This window comes from Microbispora sp. NPDC049125, from assembly GCF_040802045.1.
Classification (GTDB): domain Bacteria; phylum Actinomycetota; class Actinomycetes; order Streptosporangiales; family Streptosporangiaceae; genus Microbispora.
Genome location: NZ_JBEZDW010000002.1, coordinates 341,561 through 357,737 on the forward strand (window position 1 = coordinate 341,561; position 16,177 = coordinate 357,737).

A 16,177-nucleotide genomic window follows, 5' to 3' on the forward strand; every position below is an offset into this window, starting at 1 on the left:
CGCTCCGCTTCGCGCGGCTCGGGGCGGCTTTGAGGCTGTGCCTCCCCTCGTCGCGCTCTGGTCGCTTCGCTCCCGCGCGCTCCTCGGTCCAGACCCGGCCGCGCCCCTCGCGGGGTGGCGTGGCCGTGGGGAGGATCAGATGGTCAAGGCGGATCTGAGGCGGGACTCCTCGACGCGCCAGTAGTCGTGCTGAACGCCGTCGATTAGGACGACGGGGATCATCTCCCCGTACTCGGCCATGTCGTCGGGGGAGGCGGTGATGTCGCGCTCCTCCCACGGCACGCCGAGCTCGCCGGCGACGCGCTCGACGACCGCGCGCGCGTCGTCACACAGGTGGCAGCCGGGCTTGCCCAGCAGGGTGATGCGATGATCATGGGGAGCCATGGCCTCAGCCTATTGCGGAGCGCACGCGGGCGGCGGAGGAGCATGCGGCCGGCGCAGGAGTCCCGGTCCGGCGGGTGAGCACGGGCCCGGTGGAAGAGCACGGGCCGGATTGGCGACCGGGCCGCCCTCCTGGGACAGTGGACATACCTACTTTGTGCACGGCTTCACAAATGCACTAATCTGAAGTTCAACCGTCGCATCCGCTCGTGCGGCCGGGGACGCACCGGCCGTTGTCCCCCCTGGAGCACCGGCACGTGATCCGCCGTATCCCGCAAGCACGTGACCGCGGCATCCCCGACGCCACCGTGGCGAGGCTGCCGCTCTATCTGCGCGCGCTGAACGGCCTCGCCGAGCGGGGAACGCCCACGGTCAGCTCGGAGGATCTCGCGGTGGCCGCCGGGGTCAACTCGGCCAAGCTCCGCAAGGACCTGTCGCACCTCGGGTCGTACGGCACCCGCGGTGTGGGGTACGACGTGCAGTACCTGATCTACCAGATCTCCCGTGAGCTAGGTCTCACCCAGGATTGGGCCGTGGCCATCGTCGGGGTGGGTAACCTCGGTCGGGCCCTGGCCAACTACGGCGGCTTCGTGTCCAGGGGGTTCCGGATCGCGGGCCTGCTCGACGCCGATCCCCGCGTGGTGGGCGACCGCATCGCGGGCCTCGTCGTGGAGCACACCGACGAGCTCGAATCGGTGATCAAGAAGCGTGGGGTGTCGATAGTGGTGCTCGCGACGCCGGCCACGGCCGCTCAGCAGGTGTGCGACCGTGTCATCGCCGCGGGCGTCACCAGTATTTTGAACTTCGCTCCCGCCGTCCTGGCTGTGCCTGACGGCGTGGATGTCCGTAAAGTCGATTTATCCATCGAGCTGCAGATTCTTGCGTTCCACGAACAGCGCAAGGCTAACGGAGGGGCCATCATGGCCGAGGAGTGGCCGGACGGGGTGGTCATGTGAGTGATCCATCGATGGGAGCGCGCGCATGAGTGTCCTCGTCGTCGGTCTCAGCCACCGGACCGCGCCTGTCGCCCTGCTCGAACGGGTGACGGTGAGCGGCGACGCGCTCGTCAAGCTGCTCCACGACGTGGGGCAGGACGAGAGCGTCTCCGAGGCGCTCGTGGTGTCCACGTGCAACAGGGTCGAGGTGTACGCGGACGTCGACCGCTTCCACGGCGGCGTGACCGCCGTCATCGGCCTGCTCAGCGCCCACTCCGGCCTGCCGCAGGACGTGCTCGCACGGCACCTGTACGTCCACTACCAGGAGCGGGCGGTCCAGCACCTGTTCACGGTCGCCTGCGGCCTCGACTCCATGGTGGTCGGCGAGGGGCAGATCCTGGGCCAGATCCGGGCGGCCCTGAAGCTCGCCCAGGACGAGGGCACCGCGGGGACCACGCTCAACGAGCTCACCCAGCAGGCCCTTCGGGCCGGCAAGCGGGCCCACGCCGACACCGAGATCGACCGGGCCGGGGCGTCGCTGGTCGGGGTGGGCCTGACACTCGCCGAGCGGGTGCTCGGCCCGGTGGCGGGCAGGCGCGCACTGGTGGTCGGCGCCGGCTCGATGAGCGCGCTGACCGCCGCGACGCTCTCCCGGGCGGGTGTCACCGACATCGTCATCGCCAACCGCACCTACGAGCGGGCCGTACGGCTGGCCGGCACGGTCGGCGGGCGGGCCGTGAAGCCCGCGGACATCACCGCGGAGCTGGCCGGGGCCGACCTGGTCGTCTCGTGCGTCGGGGCGGGGACCCGCGCCGTCACCGTGGAGATGGTCGAGACGGCCATGCGCGGCAGGCAGACGCCGATCTTCCTGCTCGACCTGGCCCTGCCCCACGACGTGGATCCCGGCGTGCGCACGCTGCCCGGCGTGACGCTGGTCGACCTGGAGTCGATGCAGCAGGCCGGGCTCGGCGCCGAGGTCGCCGACGGAGGCCGCGCCGAGGCGATCGACCAGGTGAGGGACATCGTCGCCGAGGAGGTCGGCGCCTACCTCGACGCCCAGCGTGCCGCGGTGGTGACGCCGACCGTGATAGCCCTGCGGAGCAAGGCCGCCGGCGTCGTCGAGGCGGAGATGGGCCGGCTGGTGTCGCGGCTGCCCGAGCTCGACACCCGGACGCGTGAGGAGATCACCCAGACGGTGCGCAGGGTCGTGGAGAAGCTGCTCCACGAGCCCACCGTCCGGGTCAAGCGGCTTGCCGCCTCTCCCGGGGGCGACCACTACGCCGAGGCGCTGCGCGAGCTGTTCGGGCTCGATCCCAAGGCCCCGGACGCCGTCTCGCAGCTGGACGTCTCCCAGCCCGAGATCTCGCCCGCCCAGCTCCTGCGTACGGAGCTGCCGCCCGGGGAGCTCCCGAGGATGGACGTCTCGCGACTGGAGGCCGACAAGTGAGCGCCCATCTGCGGCTCGGCACCCGTAAGAGCCTGATGGCGACCACCCAGTCGCAACAGGTGGCCGACCGGCTGACCGCCCTGACCGGCCGCGACGTACGGCTGGTGGGCGTCACGACGCTCGGCGACGTCTCCCGGGCCCACCTCACCCAGCTCGGCGGGACCGGCGTGTTCGTCAACGAGCTGCGCGCCAACCTGCTCGCCGGTGAGATCGACTTCGCGGTCCACTCGCTCAAGGACCTCCCCACCAAGCAGGACGAGCGGATCGCCCTCGCGGCGATCCCGCCGCGCGACGACCCGCGCGACGCGCTCGTCAGCGCGGGCAAGCTCTCCGAGCTGCCGCCGGGCGCGCGGATCGGCACCGGGTCGCCCCGCAGGGTCGCCCAGCTCCGGCTCCTTCGGCCGGATCTCGAATACGTCCCCATCAGGGGGAACGCGGACACCCGCATCGGCAAGGTCGGCTCGGGGGAGCTCGACGGGGTGGTCCTGGCCGCCGCCGGGCTGGGCCGGATCCGCAGGGACGGGGACATCTCCCAGGTGTTCGAGGTCGACGAGATGCTCCCGGCCCCGGGGCAGGGGGCCCTCGCCGTCGAGTGCCTGGCCGATCGTGCCGACCTCATCGAGCTTCTCCGCGTCATCGACGACCCGCGCACGCGGGCGGCGGTGTCCGCCGAGCGCTCGGTGCTCTCCGCCCTCGAAGCCGGTTGCGCGGCACCAGTAGGTGCTTTCGCGTCCGGTGACGGGCACATTCTCAGTCTGACCGCAGCCGTCATCGCCGTTGACGGCCTCAGGTCAGTGCGCAAGTCCACCTCCGGACCTCTTCCGGCGGCCATGGACCTGGGCCGCGAACTAGCGGCCGCCATGATCGCCGAAGGGGCCGGCACATTGATGGGGGAGCAGGCCCATTGAGCCCCGCGAATCACAGCACACAGGTACGGTCCGGGTTCGTCGCCTTCGTGGGCGCCGGTCCGGGCGACGAGAACCTGCTCACATTGCGTGGCGCCGACCTGCTCGGCAGGGCCGACGTCGTGGTGCTCGACAGGCAGGCGTACGGCCCGCTGCTGCGCCACTGCCGTGAGGACGCCGAGGTCGTCGACATCTCCGCCGACGCCGCGGAGAACTCGGTGTCCCTCAGGACCCTCCAGGAGGCCAAGGCGGGCCGGACCGTGGTGCGGCTGTGCCCCGGCGACCCGTCGTTCTTCTCCTCGGTCACCGACGAGGTCGCGGCCTGCGTGAAGGCGGACGTCGACTTCGAGATCGTTCCCGGTGTCCCGCCCGCCACGGCCGTGCTCACCTACGCGGGCATCCCGCCGGCGGTGTCGGTGCCGGAGTTCCGCATCGTCGACGCCGCCCAGGTGGACGACTGGTCGGTGCACGCCTCGTGCGAGGGCACGCTGGTCATCTACAACGGCGTGGCGGACGCCGTGCCGATCAGCAAGGCGCTGATCGGCGGCGGCAAGCCGGACACCACGCCGGTGGCGGTCACCAGCGACGGTACGACCACCGAGCAGTACACCGTGGTGTCCACGCTCGGCCGTCTCGGCCCCGACCTGAAGCACGCGGGCATGACCGAGCCCGCCGTGATCGTCGTCGGCGAGGCCGTCGGCATGCGCGACCGGCTGTCGTGGTTCGAGACGAAGTCGCTGTTCGGCTGGCGGGTCCTCGTGCCGCGGACCAAGGAGCAGTCCAAGGGCCTGTCGGAGCAGCTGCGGTCGTACGGCGCCGTGCCCGAGGAGGTGCCGACGATCTCGGTCGAGCCGCCGCGCACTCCTCAGCAGATGGACCGCGCCATCAAGGGCCTGGTCACCGGACGCTACGAGTGGGTGGCGTTCACCAGCGCCAACGCCGTCAAGGCGGTGCGTGAGAAGTTCGAGGAGTACGGCCTGGACGCGCGGGCGTTCGCCGGCCTCAAGGTCGCGGCCGTGGGTGACGCCACATCGCGCGCGCTCGTGGAGTTCGGCGTGAAGCCCGACCTCATGCCGACCGGCGAGCAGTCCTCGGAGGGCCTGCTGGCCGAGTGGCCTCCGTACGACTCGATGCTCGACCCGATCAACCGGGTCCTGCTGCCGCGGGCCGACATCGCGACCGAGACGCTGGTCGCGGGGCTGACCCAGCTCGGGTGGGAGTGCGACGACGTGACGGCGTACCGGACCGTGCGGGCGGCGCCGCCGCCCGCCCCCATCCGGGAGGCCATCAAGGGCGGCGGGTTCGACGCGGTGCTGTTCACCTCGTCGTCCACCGTGCGGAACCTCGTCGGCATCGCCGGCAAGCCGCACAACGTCACGGTGATCGCGGTCATCGGCCCGCAGACGGCGAAGACGGCCGAGGAGTTCGGCCTGCGGGTCGACGTCATGGCCGACAGGCCGTCGGCGTCGGCGCTCGCGGCCGCCCTGGCCGACTACGGCGCCAAGCTGCGGCACGCCGCCATCTCGGCGGGGGAGGTGCCCCGCAGGCCGTCCCAGACCCGCAGGGGGGCCCGCCGCAGGGTGAAATGAGCTCGTGAGGGGCGGCGGCCGTGCCGCGATGCGGTGATTCCGCCGCGCGACGGCCGCCCGCCCGCCACGATGTGAACAGGCACACCGGGAAATGACCTGATGAGCCCGGGGTGTTGTACACCTTTGCCAAAACATTTCCAGGTCACCGTGAGCGGAGATCATAGTGAACGCCCAATTCCCGGCGGCGCGCCCCCGGCGGCTGCGCCGCACCGCCTCAATGCGCCGGATGGTCGCCGGGACGCGGCTGCACCCGGCCGAGCTCATCCTGCCGATGTTCGTGAAGGAGGGCATCGCCGAGCCGCAGCCGGTGGCGTCGATGCCCGGCGTCGTCCAGCACACGCGGGAGTCCCTGCGCAAGGCCGCCCGTGAGGCCGCCGAGGCGGGCGTCGGCGGCGTCATCCTCTTCGGCGTGCCGGAGCACAAGGACGCGCGCGGCTCGGCCGCCGACGACCCGGAGGGGATCGTCCAGCTCGCCCTGCGGGATCTCGCGGCCGAGGTCGGCGACGGGCTCGTCCTGATCACCGACACCTGCCTCGACGAGTACACCGACCACGGTCACTGCGGCCTGCTCACCGACGACGGCGAGGTGGACAACGACGCGACGCTGGAGCGGTACGCGTCGGCCGCGGTCGCCCAGGCCGCCGCCGGCTCCCAGATGATCGCCCCGAGCGGCATGATGGACGGCCAGGTGGCGGCCATCAGGCAGGCCCTCGACGCAGGCGGCTTCGACCAGATCCCGATCCTGGCCTACTCCGCCAAGTACGCCTCCGGGTTCTACGGGCCGTTCCGTGAGGCCGCCGAGTGCGCGCCGCAGTTCGGCGACCGCAACGCCTACCAGCAGGACCCCGCGGGCCCGCTCGGCGAGGCGCTGCGCGAGGTGCGGCTCGACCTGGCCGAGGGCGCGGACGCGGTGATGGTCAAGCCGGCCCTCGCCTACCTCGACATCGTGCGCCAGGTGCGCGACCTGGTCGAGGTGCCGGTCGCGGCCTACCAGGTCAGCGGCGAGTACGCGATGGTCGAGGCGGCCGCGGCGAACGGCTGGATCGACCGCGAGCGGGTCATCATGGAGTCGCTCATCGCGATCCGCCGCGCCGGCGCGGATATGATCTTGACCTACTGGGCCACGGAGGTCGCCCGCAGGCTATCCTGACGGGTCATCCGGGGGGTCGCGCGGCGAGGGCGCGAGCCGGGGGGCATTATCGGATGCACATCCCGGCGATCCCGGGACGGCGTGCGTGGGTGCGGCTTTCGTGATCCCCGGCCGGCCTCCTGGGCCGCGGGGGAGCACACAGCCGCCTGTGGGGAGGAGCGCCATGGTGGGGGTGCCGCTGGCCCGCCGTTCGAAACGGCGGGCGCACCGAGTGCCGCGGAAGGTCACTTCCGTGCTGGAATACGCCCAGCTGGGCTGGCCGAGTTGCCCGGGTGCGCATCCGCTGGAGGAAGGCGGCAGGGCGTGCTCCTGCGACCGGGTCGGCTGTCCCGACCCGGGCAGGCACCCGCTGTCGCCCGCGTGGCAGATGCAGTCGACGACCGACTCCGCCCAGTTGACGCGGTGGTGGGAGCAGGAGCCGGACGCGAACGTCATCCTGCCCACGGGCCGGGTGTTCGACGTGTTCGACGTGCCCGCCGCGGCGGGGATGCCCGCCTTGGCGGCGATGGACGCCGCGGGCTTCGAGACCGGCCCGGTCGCCGAGAACGGCGACCGGGTGCTTTTTTTCGTGGCCACCCGAGGAGCTCCGGAGGACGAGGACGAGTGGTGGTCCTGTCAGCTCGACGCGGGCCCTGAGACCATCGAGATGACACCCGGCCTGCGATGGCACTGCCGGGAGAGCTATGTGCTGGCGCCGCCGTCCACGCTGCCTACAGGCGAGGCGGTGAGCTGGATCAGGCCGCCTGACGGCCGCCCGCTGCCCGACCCGCTGCGCGTCCTCGACCTGATCGCGGATTACTGCGAATGACATCCTCCTCGCCCTGAAGGACGGATGACCGCCGCCGATGCGACTGGGCGTCGTGCCGGGCCTGTCAGAGGGCGCTCGCCGCGCGGTGCGCCCGCAGGCGGGAGGCGACCGTCTCGGCGGGTCTGCCGAGCACTCGCTCCAGGTCGGGCGTCTGCTTCTCAAGAGCGCCGGCCCGCACTCGCGCATTGATCCAGCTCATCGGTCCTGGGCCGTCGTCCGGCACTTCGCGATAAGTGACACCCAGCGCCTCGGCCACCTCGGGGTACGTCCAGAGGGGGCCGGTGAAATCGTAGGCGTGGCCCAGATGCCCCTGGCCGGTCAACACGTTGGCCGCCGCCTCGGCCAGGTCGGACCGGAAGGCGGTGTTCAACCCTCGGCCCCCGGTGCCGCTGGTCAGCTCTCCGCCGGACACCCGCGGGATGAACGCCTCGCTGTAGAAGGGATGACGCAACAGGATGTACGGCAGGCCGCTGCGGAGTATGGCCTGCTCTGTAGCGTGATGCGCCTCGGTCATGCCGGTGGCTGCGGTGTCGGCCTCGAGGAAACTGGTGTAGGCGATGGCGCCCACACCAACCTCTACGGCCGCTTCGACCGCGGCCAGGTGCTGACTGATCCTGCGGGCGGGGTCGAGCTCTGGAGAGGAGATCAGCAGCAGAAGGGCGGCGCCGTCGAACGCCTCACGCATGCTCGCCGGGTCGTCGTAGTCGCCCCGCCTGACCGGGACGCCTTCAGGGGCCCGCCCGGGATCGCGCACCGCCGCCACCACCTCCGCCCGGGGCCGCAGACGCTCGATGACGAGGCGGCCGAACGCACCCGACGCGGCCGAGATCACAATCATGAAACTCCCTCTGGGACATGGACTGGTCACAGTGAAGTCGGGTGGGTGAAGCGACGCCACTCGTTTTCGAGCTGATCGGCCACTGGGTACGCGGGCGCGGCCGAGACCGTCGCCCCGAGGAGGTTGACTGCTCGGCTCCTGTCGTCGTCGCGCCGGCCGGGAGATCCGGTAGGGCCGGGTGACGTCCCCGGCCCGTAATCTGGGGGCGTGACGAGAACCCAGACCTCCGAGGACCTGTTCGCCCGAGCCCGCCGGATCGTCCCGGGCGGCGTGAACTCGCCGGTGCGCGCTTTCGGCGCCGTGGGGGGCACTCCCCGGTTCATGGCCTCCGCCGAGGGGCCGTACCTCACCGACGTGGACGGCAACCGCTACGTCGACCTGGTGTGCTCGTGGGGCCCGATGATCCTCGGTCACCGGCACCCGGCGGTCGTCGCCGCCGTGGAGGCCGCGGCCGGCCGCGGGTTCTCGTTCGGCACCGCCACCGAGGGCGAGGTCCTGCTCGCCGAGGAGATCGTCTCCCGGGTCGCCCCGGTCGAGAAGGTCCGGCTGGTCAGCTCGGGCACCGAGGCCACCATGTCGGCCGTACGGCTGGCCCGCGGCTTCACCGGCCGCTCGAAGATCGTCAAGTTCGCCGGCTGCTACCACGGGCACGTGGACGCGCTGCTCGCCTCGGCCGGCTCCGGAGTCGTCACGTTCGGGCTGCCCGACACCCCGGGGGTCACCGGGGCCTCCGCCGCCGACACGATCGTCCTGCCGTACAACTCGCCCGAGTCGGTCGAGGAGGCCTTCCGCACGTTCGACATCGCGGCGGTGATCACCGAGGCGTGCCCGGCGAACATGGGTGTCGTGCCGCCCGCCGAGGGCTTCAACCGGCGTCTGCGCGAGCTGTGCACCGAGCACGGCGCCCTGCTGATCATGGACGAGGTGCTGACCGGCTTCCGGGTCTCCGCCTCCGGCTGGTACGGCCTTGAGGGAGTCGAGGGCGACCTCGTGACATTCGGCAAGGTCATGGGCGGCGGGCTGCCGGCCGCCGCGTTCGGCGGGCGGGCCGATGTGATGGCCGCCCTCGCACCGGAGGGCCCCGTCTACCAGGCGGGGACGCTGTCGGGCAACCCGCTCGCCTGCGCGGCCGGGCTGGCCACGCTCCGCGCGTGCGACGAGGACGTGTACGACCGGGTGGACGCCGCCGCCCTGGTCATCGGACGGGCGGCCTCCGACGCGCTGGCCGCCGCCGGCGTCCCGCACCGACTCCAGCGGGCGGGCAGCCTCTTCTCGATCTTCTTCACCGATGTGCCGGTGGCCGACTTCGCGGACGCGCAGAGCCAGGACACCGGGGCGTACCGGGCGTTCTTCCACAGCATGCTCGACCAGGGGGTCTACCTGCCGCCGTCGGCCTACGAGGCGTGGTTCCTGTCGGCCGCCCACGACGACGAGGCGCTCACCCGCGTCGCGGAGGCCCTTCCCGTCGCCGCCAAGGCCGCCGCGCAGGCAGCCGGCGCCTGAGGCGTCACTTCACCAGCAGATCGAGGTCCAGCTCGATCCGGAAGGGCACCTCCACCGTGAGGCGCCCGTGGTGGATTCCCGTCACCGCGTAGGCGCCGGTGGCGGGGTCCCGTTCGTACACGTAGACGACGGGCCTGCCCTCGGTCTCCTCGACCCGCCAGAAATGCGGGATGGCCGCCTCCGCGTACCGCAGCGGCTTGGTCTTGCGGTCGCGGTCCACCGACTCGGGGGAGACGATCTCCACCACGAGGCGGACCTCGTCCGGGGTGTAGAAGGTGCGAGCGTGGTCCGCCGCGGCCTCGGCGTCGATCACCATCACGTCCGGGCACGGGCGCGTACGGTGCCCGAGCTTGACATCCATCCGGTGCACGGCCGCCAGGTGGCCGGGAGCCTGGGAGTCGAGCCGCTCCGTCAAACCGCGGGTGACACGTTGATGGAACCGTCGCTGGGGAGCCATGAAGACGAGTGCGCCATCGATCAGCTCGACGTGTTCGAAGAAGCCGGGCTCGCCGTTCGGGCCCTCCGAAGGCAGATGATCGAGGTCCTCCGAGGTCCACCCCCACGGGGGCGGAGCCGGCCAGTACTCGAGTGCGCTGCTCACGTCCCGCACGTTGGTGTCATCTCGGTCGCTCACAGTAGCCAATTGTCTACCGATGCGCCGGGAGAGGGAACGGTCAGCGGGCGGGGTTGTCGGTGTGCTCGCGCAGGGGTGGGACCAGCACCGCGTCCGGGCAGCGGGCCGTGCGGCGGGCCCGTGCCTGTACGGCGAGAGTCCGCAGGTAATCGCTCTCGGGGGCGGCGGGAGCCGTACGCGGCCGGGAGTTGGCGTGGAGCAGCCCGGCGAGGATGAGGCCGCCCGCGGCGAGGGTGGACGGCGAGATCGGCTCGCCGGTGACGAGGGCGGCGGAGGCGAGCCCGGTGACCGGCACGAGAAGCGCGTACGGCGCGACGATGGACGCGTTGTACCGGGCGAGGAGCCGTCCCCACACGGCGAAGCCGGCGAGTGTGGACAGCAGCCCCGTGTACAGCACCGCCCCGACACCCTCGGAAGTGAACGCGGTCAGCGAGGACGTGCCCTCGACGGCCAGCGCCAGGCCGAGCAGGGGAACGGCCGACACGGCGCTCACCCAGACCATGAAGCGCAGCGAGTCGGGCGGCGCGGCCTTGCGGGTGGCGACGTTGCCGAGCCCCCACGCCGCGGCGGCGCCGACGCACAACAGGAACGCGCCGATCGGGATCGCCCCCGACTTCGCGACCACTCCGACGGCGATGACGGCCAGGCCGCCGAACGCGACGGTCATGCCGGTCACCCGGCGGACGCCGAGCCGCTCGCCCAGCAGTGCGGTCGCGAACAGAGCCGTGAAAACGGCCTGGACCTGGATGACCAGCGAGGTCAGCCCGGCCGGCATGCCGGCGCGCATGCCCAGCAGGAGCAGGCCGTACTGGGCGACGCCGAGTGACGCGCCCGTGGCGAGCACCCACCGCCAGGGGACCCGCGGCCCGCCGATGAGCAGCACCGCCGGGAAGGCGGCCACGGCGAACCGGAGCCCCGCGTAGGTCAGCGGCGGATAGTGCCGCAGGCCCGCCTGCATGACGACGAAGTTGAAGCCCCAGACGGCGGCGAGGCCGAGCGCCAGGGCGAGGTCCCGGGGACGCACGGTCAGCGGGAGGTGGAGGGCCGCCGGGTCCTGCTCTGGCGGGCGTGGACGGCGAGAGTCTCCAGGTAGGAGACCTCGTCACGACGGGACGGCTTTGTGAAGAACTTGTTTAAGATTCGCATGAAGATATCGTCGCATCGCTTAACTGTTGAGGACAAGCGAGATTTTCTAAGGGGTACGGTTTAGACTGGCTTACATGTTGGATCTGCACCGGCTGAAGGCCCTGCACGCCGTGTCCGTCTACGGATCGGTCGGCGCCGCCGCCGACGCGCTGATGGTGACCCCGTCCGCGATCTCCCAGCAGCTCGCCAAGCTCGAACGCGAGACGGGCACGGTCCTCGTCGAGCGCAACGGGCGGGGCGTGCGGCTCACCGACGCCGCCGGCCTGCTCGCCGACCACGCCGAGCGCATCCTCGCCCTGGTCGAGACGGCCGAGGCCGACTTCGAGGCGCTTCGCGGGGAGGTGGTCGGCAAGCTCAGCATGGCGGCCTTCCCCACCGCGGCCCGGGGCATCCTGCCGCAGGCGCTCTCCCTGCTGAAGAGGGAGCATCCCGGTCTCGCCCTGCTGGTCTACGAGCGGGAGCCCGACCGCCAGATCCGCGAGGTCTCCCGGGGAGAGCTCGACCTGGCCATCCTGCAGGACTGGCTGAACCGGCCGATGGCGCTGCCCGAGGGCCTGTCGCGCACGGCGCTGCTCGACGACGTGGCGGACGTCGTCGTCCCCTCCGGCCACCCGCTCGCGGGCAAGCCCGGAGTCCGGCTCGCCGACCTGGCCGGCGACTGCTGGATCAGCTCGACGCCGGGAACGGTCTGCCACGACTTCCTGGTCTTCCTGCTCCGCTCGGAGGAGCGTGAGCCGACGATCGTCTGCATGGCGGACGAGTACCCGACCCAGCTCGCCCTGGTGGCGGCCGGTCACGGCTGCGCGCTGGTTCCCCGGCTGGGGCGGGGCCCGCTTCCCGACGGGGTCGAGGTGCTGTCGGTGGATCCGCCGCCCGTACGGAGGCTCTACGCGGTCTGGCGGACCGACGCCGCCCGCCGGCCCGCGATCCGGGCCGCGGTCGACGCGCTGCGCTCCGCGTCTTCCGACCTCACCGCCGGGTAGGCTGTCGAGGTCATGAGTGAGATGACCATCGTCCACCTGCTCCGTCACGGAGAGGTCCACAATCCCCACGGCGTCCTGTACGGCAGGCTGCCGGGCTACCACCTGTCCGACACCGGACGCCGGATGGCCGAGACCGTCGCCAAGGCGGTCGGGAGCCGGGACATCGTCGGCGTGTGGAGCTCGCCGATGGAGCGGGCCCAGGAGACCGCCGCGCCGTCGGCCGGGGCCCTCGGGCTGGACGTGGTCCTCGACGAGCGGCTGACCGAGGCCGGCAACGTGTTCGAGGGCCTGCGGGTGACCGGCGGCCGGGGCGTGTTCCGCGACCCCCGCTCCTACCGCCACTTCAGGAACCCCTTCCGCCCTTCGTGGGGCGAGCCGTACATCGACGTGGTGGCCAGGGTGAAGTCGGTCGTCGACGAGGTGCGCGGTCAGGTGCGCGGCCATGAGGCGCTGCTCGTCAGCCATCAGCTCCCCATCTGGATCACCCGCCTGGCCGCCGAGGGGAGGCGGCTGTGGCACGACCCGCGCCGCCGCCAGTGCGCGCTGGCCAGCCTCACCAGCTTCACGTTCGAGGGCGACCGGCTGATCAGCGTCGGCTATAGCGAGCCTGCCGGAGCGCTGCTGCGCACCGTTACCCAGCCGCAGGGCGAGGCGCCGCTGTTCGACCAGGCCAGGCACGCGCTCCCCGGCGCGATCGACCCCACCGGGGCGCCCGGCGAGCCGGCGGAAGACGAGGACAGGCGCGGCCCGAGCTCGGTCCCCGGCGCGTGACCCGCTGGATGGGGCACGCCGGGGGGTCGGTAGGCTTACAGCTCTACCGGTTGTAGTACAAGGAGATCCTCCTCCCGTGTCCGCCAAGAGCCTGACCGCGATCGCCGTAGCGGCCGTGACCGTCCTCGCCGGCTGCGCGGGCGGCCAGACTGCCCAGCCGCGTTCCGGTGACACGCGCTTCGTCGCGGGCGACGGCCGCGTCGAGGTGTTCCCGGCCGCCGGTCGCCAGAAGGCCCCCGAGGTGCAGGGCTCCACCGTCGACGGAGGCACCGCCCGCCTGGGCACAGGGAAGATCTACGTGCTGAACTTCTGGGCCTCCTGGTGCGCCCCCTGCCGGGCCGAGGCGCCGGTGCTCAAGGACGTCGCGGCGACCATGAAGCCGAAGGGCGTTGAGTTCCTCGGGGTCAACTTCAAGGACCTGCAGGCGTCCGCCCAGGCGTACGACCGCACCACCGAGCCCGGCTATCCGAGCATCTTCGACAAGAGTGGCTCGGTCCTGCTGGCGTTCCAGGGCACCGTGCCCCCGGCCGCCATCCCCTCGACGCTGATCATCGATAGGCAGGGGCGCATCGCCGCCCGTGCCCTCGGCGCGGTCAAGTACGACGACCTGCTCGGCGCCGTCACCAAGGTGACCGATGAATGATCTCGGCGCCACCGTCGCGGGCGGCTCGCTGCTCCTGGCCCTCCCGATCGCCCTGCTGGCCGGGCTGGTGTCGTTCGTCTCGCCCTGCGTCCTGCCCCTGGTCCCCGGCTACCTGTCGTACGTGACCGGCATGAGCGGGGACCCGCGGCGCGGCCGGATGGTGCTGGGCAGCGCCCTGTTCGTGCTCGGCTTCGCGGTCGTGTTCGTACTGGGCGGCGCGCTGTTCGGGAGCATGGGAAGCGCGCTGCGGGGCAACGCCGACGTCATCACGCGGGTGCTGGGCGCCGTGACCGTCGTGCTCGGCCTGGGCTTCCTCGGGCTGATCCCCGGTCTCCAGCGCGACTTCCGCATCCACCGGCTCCCCGCGGCCGGCCTGGCCGGGGCCCCGCTGCTTGGCATCGTCTTCGGGCTCGGCTGGACGCCCTGCATCGGGCCGACGCTGGCGGTGGTCCTCACGCTGTCGGTCGACCAGGGCAGCGCCGCACGCGGCGCCGTCCTCGCCTTCGCGTACGCGCTGGGCCTGGGCCTGCCGTTCGTGCTGGCCGGGCTCGCCTACCGCAAGGCGCTGCACACGTTCAAGGCCGTACGGCGGCGCACTGTGCTGATCACCCGCGTCGGCGGCGTCATGCTCGTCGCCGTGGGCCTTCTGCTGGTGACCGGCCTGTGGGGCGACATGATCGCCGGCCTGCAGGGCTGGGTGGGCGGATTCGAGCCGGTGATCTGATGAGTGCGCCCCACGAGACCGGCACGTCCGACAAGACCGGCACGTTCGACGAGACCGGCACGTTCGACGAGACCGGCACGTTCGACGAGACCGGCACGTCCCGAAGCGCCGAGGACGCCACGCCGACGATCGAGTCGGCGCCCCGGGAGCCGGAGCGGCCGGTCGGGCTTGGCCTCGGCGGCTGGCTCCGCTGGGCCTGGCGCACGCTCACCTCGATGCGCACCGCGCTGATCCTGCTGTTCCTTTTCGCGCTCGGCTCGGTGCCGGGCTCCCTCTACCCGCAGCGGGCCGTCGACCCCGCGAGGGTCGCGCAGTACTTCCAGAACAGCCCTGCCGAGGCGAAGTGGCTGGACCGGTTCTGGCTGTTCGACGTCTTCACCTCTCCTTGGTTCGCGGCCGTCTATCTGCTGCTGTTCATCTCGCTCGCCGGATGCGTCCTGCCCCGCGCGCTGCTCCACGTCAAGGAGATCCGCCGCAGGCCGCCCGCCGCGCCCCGCAACCTGCTGCGCCTGCCGTACGGCGAGGCGTTCGAGGGCGACCTGACCGTGGAGGCCGCGGCCGCGACGCTGAGGCGCAAGCGGTTCCGCGTCGTCACCGGCCCCGGCTGGGTGGCCGGGGAGAAGGGCTACCTGCGCGAGACCGGCAACCTGCTCTTCCACGTCGCGCTGCTCGCGTTGCTGCTCGCGGTCGGCGCCGGCGGCCTGTACGGCTACCGGGGCAACGTGCTCGTCGTCGAGGGGGACGGCTTCGCCAACGCCGTCGCCGCCTACGACCGCTTCATGCCCGGCCAGCGGGTGACGGCGGAGTCGCTTGAGCCGTTCTCGTTCACGCTGAAGGACTTCTCCGCCAGCTACGTGGCGGCCGGCCCCAAGCAGGGCCAGCCGCTCGACTACCTCGCCAGGCTGTCGGTGCGGGACTCGCCCGCCTCCGCGCCCCACGACGTGGACCTCAAGGTCAACGACCCCCTCGACGTGAACGGCACGCTGACCTACCTGATCGGCCACGGGTACGCCCCCACGTTCAAGGTGACCGACGGCAAGGGCCAGGTGGCCTTCGACGGGCCGGTGCCGTGCCTCGCCGACGACCAGGCCACCTACACGTCCGAGTGCGTCATCAAGGTGCCCGACGCACAGCCGACCCAGCTCGGCTTCCTCGCCCGCTTCCTGCCCACGACCGTGCCGAACGGCGACGCCTGGGTCTCGATCTTCCCCGGCGCGGTCAACCCGACCGTGCAGGTCTTCCCGTTCGGCGGCGATCTCGGCTTCAAGTCGGGCCGGCCGCAGTCGGTCTACCAGCTCGACACCACCAAGCTGAAGCCGCTCGGCACGATGTCGGCCCAGCCGAAGCCGCTCAAAGTGGGGGAGACCCGCGAGCTGGCCGGCGGCGCCGGGAAGATCCAGTTCACCGGCGTACGGGAGTGGATCAGCCTGCAGGTGACCCGCGACCCCGGTCGCCTGCCCGCCCTGCTGGCCGCGGCCGCCGCGGTCATCGGGCTCGTCCTGTCCCTCACCATCCGGCGTCGCCGCGTCTGGGTCCGCGTGAAGGACCGGCAGATCACGGTGGGAGGATTGACCCGCACCGAAGGCGGCGGCGCGGCCTTCTCCGAGGAGTTCGCCGAGATCGCCGCCGCGCTCCGCGGCGGACCGCCCGCCCCCTCCGAGGACCGGCCCGCCGGTGACGAACACGCTGCGCCGGGCGCCCGCCCGGACGAGGAGTAGAG

The 16,177-nt window shown here is 71.9% G+C and carries 15 protein-coding genes and 1 pseudogene; 12 read left to right on the top strand and 4 right to left on the bottom strand.

All coding sequences use genetic code 11. The annotated features are described in order from the left end of the window. Window positions 1-135: 135 nt before the first annotated feature. Entirely contained in the window at window positions 136-384 is a 249-nt protein-coding gene (locus AB0B72_RS04015; RefSeq protein ID WP_367736787.1) for a glutaredoxin family protein, read from the bottom strand. A gap of 254 nt (window positions 385-638) precedes the next feature. Here AB0B72_RS04015 and AB0B72_RS04020 point away from each other — a divergent pair, with 254 nt between their 5' ends. From AB0B72_RS04020 to AB0B72_RS04045, 6 genes are all read left to right on the top strand, one after another. Then, window positions 639-1,337, top strand: a complete 699-nt coding sequence (locus AB0B72_RS04020) for a redox-sensing transcriptional repressor Rex (protein ID WP_367736847.1) — start codon at window positions 639-641, stop codon at window positions 1,335-1,337. A gap of 25 nt (window positions 1,338-1,362) precedes the next feature. Continuing rightward, a complete protein-coding gene (locus AB0B72_RS04025; RefSeq protein WP_367736788.1) occupies window positions 1,363-2,763 on the top strand; it encodes a glutamyl-tRNA reductase in 1,401 nt (466 codons plus the stop codon). Beyond that, the gene (gene hemC, locus AB0B72_RS04030; RefSeq protein WP_367736789.1) at window positions 2,760-3,671 is read left to right on the top strand and encodes a hydroxymethylbilane synthase; all 912 of its coding nucleotides are present in this window, start codon (window positions 2,760-2,762) and stop codon (window positions 3,669-3,671) included. The genes AB0B72_RS04025 and hemC overlap by 4 nt, the downstream gene beginning before the upstream one ends. Next, a complete protein-coding gene (locus AB0B72_RS04035; protein ID WP_367736790.1) occupies window positions 3,668-5,257 on the top strand; it encodes a uroporphyrinogen-III synthase in 1,590 nt (529 codons plus the stop codon). The genes hemC and AB0B72_RS04035 overlap by 4 nt, the downstream gene beginning before the upstream one ends. A gap of 163 nt (window positions 5,258-5,420) precedes the next feature. Further along, on the top strand, window positions 5,421-6,407 hold the full coding sequence (gene hemB / locus AB0B72_RS04040) for a porphobilinogen synthase (protein WP_367736791.1): 987 nt from the start codon (window positions 5,421-5,423) through the stop codon (window positions 6,405-6,407). Between the two features lie 163 nt (window positions 6,408-6,570). Continuing rightward, the gene (locus AB0B72_RS04045) at window positions 6,571-7,215 is read left to right on the top strand and encodes a bifunctional DNA primase/polymerase (RefSeq protein WP_367736792.1); all 645 of its coding nucleotides are present in this window, start codon (window positions 6,571-6,573) and stop codon (window positions 7,213-7,215) included. Window positions 7,216-7,279: 64 nt separating this feature from the next. Here the strand turns inward: AB0B72_RS04045 and AB0B72_RS04050 are convergent, their stop codons facing one another. Continuing rightward, entirely contained in the window at window positions 7,280-8,053 is a 774-nt protein-coding gene (locus tag AB0B72_RS04050) for an NAD(P)H-binding protein (protein ID WP_367736793.1), read from the bottom strand. Between the two features lie 207 nt (window positions 8,054-8,260). On the opposite strand from AB0B72_RS04050, the gene hemL reads away from it, so the two are divergent. After that, window positions 8,261-9,556 (top strand): glutamate-1-semialdehyde 2,1-aminomutase, encoded by a 1,296-nt coding sequence (gene hemL, locus AB0B72_RS04055; protein WP_367736794.1) that lies wholly within the window; start codon window positions 8,261-8,263, stop codon window positions 9,554-9,556. 4 nt (window positions 9,557-9,560) lie between these two features. Here the strand turns inward: hemL and AB0B72_RS04060 are convergent, their stop codons facing one another. Together AB0B72_RS04060 and AB0B72_RS04065 are read right to left on the bottom strand one after the other, a co-directional pair. Further along, window positions 9,561-10,157, bottom strand: coding sequence for a Uma2 family endonuclease (locus AB0B72_RS04060; protein WP_367736795.1), 597 nt, complete (start codon window positions 10,155-10,157; stop codon window positions 9,561-9,563). A gap of 73 nt (window positions 10,158-10,230) precedes the next feature. Continuing rightward, on the bottom strand, window positions 10,231-11,214 hold the full coding sequence (locus tag AB0B72_RS04065) for an EamA family transporter (protein WP_367736796.1): 984 nt from the start codon (window positions 11,212-11,214) through the stop codon (window positions 10,231-10,233). Between the two features lie 196 nt (window positions 11,215-11,410). Here AB0B72_RS04065 and AB0B72_RS04070 point away from each other — a divergent pair, with 196 nt between their 5' ends. The 5 genes and pseudogenes from AB0B72_RS04070 (at window position 11,411) to AB0B72_RS04090 (ending at window position 16,175) form a co-directional block, all read left to right on the top strand. Further along, complete coding sequence (locus AB0B72_RS04070) at window positions 11,411-12,319, top strand: LysR family transcriptional regulator (RefSeq protein WP_367736797.1); 909 nt, start codon at window positions 11,411-11,413, stop codon at window positions 12,317-12,319. Window positions 12,320-12,331: 12 nt separating this feature from the next. Then, window positions 12,332-12,934: pseudogene (locus AB0B72_RS04075) on the top strand (histidine phosphatase family protein); the annotation flags it as partial. A 232-nt stretch (window positions 12,935-13,166) separates the two neighbouring features. After that, window positions 13,167-13,733, top strand: a complete 567-nt coding sequence (locus AB0B72_RS04080; RefSeq protein ID WP_367736798.1) for a TlpA family protein disulfide reductase — start codon at window positions 13,167-13,169, stop codon at window positions 13,731-13,733. Then, window positions 13,726-14,457, top strand: a complete 732-nt coding sequence (locus tag AB0B72_RS04085; protein WP_367736799.1) for a cytochrome c biogenesis CcdA family protein — start codon at window positions 13,726-13,728, stop codon at window positions 14,455-14,457. The genes AB0B72_RS04080 and AB0B72_RS04085 overlap by 8 nt, the downstream gene beginning before the upstream one ends. Beyond that, on the top strand, window positions 14,457-16,175 hold the full coding sequence (locus AB0B72_RS04090) for a cytochrome c biogenesis protein ResB (protein ID WP_367736800.1): 1,719 nt from the start codon (window positions 14,457-14,459) through the stop codon (window positions 16,173-16,175). Before AB0B72_RS04085 ends, AB0B72_RS04090 begins: the two co-directional genes overlap by 1 nt. The last annotated feature ends 2 nt before the right edge of the window (window positions 16,176-16,177 follow it).

Coding starts and splice junctions, on each gene's coding strand:
- AB0B72_RS04015 (WP_367736787.1), bottom strand. CDS start 384: ATGGCTCCCCATGATCATCGCATCACCCTGCTGGGCAAGCCCGGCTGC.
- AB0B72_RS04025 (WP_367736788.1), top strand. CDS start 1,363: ATGAGTGTCCTCGTCGTCGGTCTCAGCCACCGGACCGCGCCTGTCGCC.
- AB0B72_RS04045 (WP_367736792.1), top strand. CDS start 6,571: ATGGTGGGGGTGCCGCTGGCCCGCCGTTCGAAACGGCGGGCGCACCGA.
- AB0B72_RS04050 (WP_367736793.1), bottom strand. CDS start 8,053: ATGATTGTGATCTCGGCCGCGTCGGGTGCGTTCGGCCGCCTCGTCATC.
- AB0B72_RS04070 (WP_367736797.1), top strand. CDS start 11,411: ATGTTGGATCTGCACCGGCTGAAGGCCCTGCACGCCGTGTCCGTCTAC.
- AB0B72_RS04085 (WP_367736799.1), top strand. CDS start 13,726: ATGAATGATCTCGGCGCCACCGTCGCGGGCGGCTCGCTGCTCCTGGCC.
- AB0B72_RS04090 (WP_367736800.1), top strand. CDS start 14,457: ATGAGTGCGCCCCACGAGACCGGCACGTCCGACAAGACCGGCACGTTC.